Annotated in this window: 4 protein-coding genes and 1 pseudogene; 4 read left to right on the top strand and 1 reads right to left on the bottom strand. The window is 72.0% G+C overall.

Going from position 1 to position 2,574, the window contains the following annotated elements:
• Positions 1 to 303: pseudogene (locus ACFQ4O_RS16720) on the bottom strand (hypothetical protein); the annotation flags it as partial.
• Between the two features lie 265 nt (positions 304 to 568).
• Here ACFQ4O_RS16720 and ACFQ4O_RS16715 point away from each other — a divergent pair.
• The 4 genes from ACFQ4O_RS16715 to ACFQ4O_RS16700 all read left to right on the top strand — a co-directional run.
• Complete coding sequence (locus ACFQ4O_RS16715; protein ID WP_378777383.1) at positions 569 to 1,612, top strand: MaoC family dehydratase; 1,044 nt, start codon at positions 569 to 571, stop codon at positions 1,610 to 1,612.
• Positions 1,613 to 1,683: 71 nt separating this feature from the next.
• Positions 1,684 to 1,905, top strand: coding sequence for a hypervirulence associated TUDOR domain-containing protein (locus ACFQ4O_RS16710; protein ID WP_378777381.1), 222 nt, complete (start codon positions 1,684 to 1,686; stop codon positions 1,903 to 1,905).
• Entirely contained in the window at positions 1,902 to 2,225 is a 324-nt protein-coding gene (locus tag ACFQ4O_RS16705) for a hypothetical protein (RefSeq protein WP_378777379.1), read from the top strand. The genes ACFQ4O_RS16710 and ACFQ4O_RS16705 overlap by 4 nt, the downstream gene beginning before the upstream one ends.
• A gap of 103 nt (positions 2,226 to 2,328) precedes the next feature.
• The coding region (locus ACFQ4O_RS16700) for a hypothetical protein (protein WP_378777377.1) at positions 2,329 to 2,574 on the top strand (246 nt) is incomplete at its 3' end.

The raw sequence follows: 2,574 nt of genomic DNA, 5'->3' as shown, positions 1-2,574 counted from the left end.
CGCCGGGGCGCCGCCGATGTCGAGCGCCGCGCGGGCCGCCCGGGTCCAGCTGTCGCCATAGGCCCTCAGCAGGCAGCGCTGCTCGCAGGCGCGGGCCACCAGCAGCAGCCGGGCCACGTCGTCCGGCTGCGCGGCCAGATCGGCGGTGAGGATCGCCACCCCCCGCACCAGCGCGGCCTCCGCGTCGGCGAGCGTGCCCTCGCCGTCCGCGGTCCAGTCGAACGCGAAGCGCAGGTAGCTCGCGGCCAGAGGCGCGGTCCAGCGGCTGTCATGCGTCGGATCGAGGACGTCGCCAAGCGTCATGGGGGTAAGCTCCTGCGTCATGCTGCGCCGCCGACGGCGAAGCGCCGACGGCCATGAGCGGACACTGGCACGGGCTGCTTGAAAGCCGCGTGAAACGAAGCCTGCGAAAGCGGCGCTTTGCGTTCACCCGCTGGAAAGGTGAACGGAAATCGGGCGCGATTGATCGCTTGACCCGGCGCTCTTGACCCAAGGTCGGTGTCGCCGCGGGCGCCGCAACGTGGCAGATACCGCGCTGCGAAAGAACGCGGATCAGCAGGAGACGGCGATGGCGGGCGCAGGACGTTTCTTCGAGGACTTCATCGTCGGCGACGTCATCCGCCACGCGACGCCCCGGACGGTCACCCTCGGCGATCTGGCGCTGAACCAGGCGCTCTACGGCAACCGCTACGCCGTGCAGTCCTCCGACGCCTTCGCGCAGGCGCTCGGCTATCCCCGCAGCCCGGTGGACGATCTCGTCACCTTCCACGTGGTGTTCGGCAAGACCGTGCCGGACGTCTCGCTCAACGCCTTCGCCAATCTGGGCTACGCCGCCGGCCGCTTCCTGTCGCCGGTCTATCCGGGCGACACGCTGGCCTCCACGTCAGAAGTGATCGGCGTGCGTCCCACCTCCAAGGGCGACGCCGGCGTGGTGTGGGTGCGCACCCGCGGAACCCGGGCGAACGGCGAGCTGGTGCTCGACTATGTGCGCTGGGTGCTGGTGCGGGTGCAGGGCGGCCGCCCGCTGCCCGATCCGGTGGTCCCGACTCTGCCGGCGGTGGTCGACCCGGCCGACATCGGCGGCGCCTGCCCGCGCCTCGACGCCTCCGCCTGGGACGACGCGCTGTCGGGCAGCGCCCGCCGCTTCGACGATTATCAGGTCGGCGAGAAGATCGACCACGTGGACGGCATGACGGTGGAGGAGGCCGAGCACCAGCTCGCCACCCGCCTGTGGCAGAACACCGCCCGCGTCCATTTCGACGGCTACGGCCAGAAGTCGTCCAAGATCGGCCGGCGGCTGGTCTATGGCGGCCACGTCATCAGCCTGGCGCGCGGCCTGATGTACAACGGGCTCGAGAACGCCTTCCACGTCGCCGCCATCAACGGCGGCCGCCACGTGGCCCCGATCTTCGCGGGCGACACGCTCTACGCGTGGTCCGAAATCCTCGACAAGCAGCCCCTGCCCGGCCGCGACGACGTGGGCGCGCTGCGGGTGCGGCTCGTCGGCCTCAAGGACGCGACGCCGGGCGCCTTCCCGCTCAAGACCGCCGACGGCAAGGACGATCCGGCCGTGGTGCTCGACCTCGACCTCTGGGTGCTGCTGCCGCGCTGAAGCGGCGGCCGGAACGGCTTCCGCCCGCCCACGTTCTCCTCCGGCGTGCAGCGCATGGAGGAGAGACGCGGATGACGAAGGCTTACGCGGTCGGCGCCAAGGTGGCGTGGTCCTGGGGTCAAGGCGAAGCCGCCGGCAAGGTGGCGGAGGTGTTCCGCAAGCGCGTCCAGCGCACCATCAAGGGCGCGCGGATCGTCCGCCGCGCGTCGGAGAAGAACCCCGCCTATCTGATCGAGCAGTCGGACGGGGCCAAGGCGCTGAAGTCCCACTCCGAGCTGGAGACGGCGTCGTGACCGCCGCCGACCGCACCCCGCCCAAGACGGTGGCGGACGCCGCCGCCAAGGGGCTGGAGCTGCGCAAGGCGCACAGGCGCGGCGGCACGCAGGTGGGCGTCGCCCGCGCCCGCGACCTCGCCGGCCGCAAGGCCCTGAGCGCCGACACCATCAAACGCATGAACAGCTACTTCGCCCGCCACAAGGTGGACAAGCGCGCGAAGAACTTCGGCGACGACGACAACCCCTCCGCCGGCTATGTGGCCTGGCTGCTGTGGGGCGGCGACGCCGGCAAGGACTGGGCGGCAAAGGCGCGGGACGCGCTCAAAACCGACGATTGACGGCCGCAAGCGCCCATCGTCGGCCTGTGCGCCGGCGACGGGCGATCTATCTGCCCGCCTCCCCTTTCGCGCGCCCTCACGGCGCGCCACCGGTCAGGCGCTCATGATCCTGCGATCGCTGCTCACCGCCGTCCTGCTGACGCTCGCGACCGCAGCCCAGTCCCAGACGCCCGCGACCCCGCCGGACGCCCGCGCCGAGGTGGACGCCCTCATTCGCGTGCTGGAGGACGACGGCGCCCGCGCCGCCCTGATCGAGCGGCTGAAGCGGGCGGCTCCGACCGCGCCCTCGGCCGAGACCGAGCCCGGACCGAGCGAGGCGGTGAAGGCGGCGGGCGGCGACACCCCCTCC

The sequence above is a fragment of the Methylopila musalis genome (assembly GCF_042679725.1).
In the GTDB taxonomy this organism is placed as follows: domain Bacteria; phylum Pseudomonadota; class Alphaproteobacteria; order Rhizobiales; family Methylopilaceae; genus Methylopila; species Methylopila musalis.
Note: the sequence above shows the minus strand (reverse complement) of the source record. Positions and strands in the feature narration are given on the sequence as shown.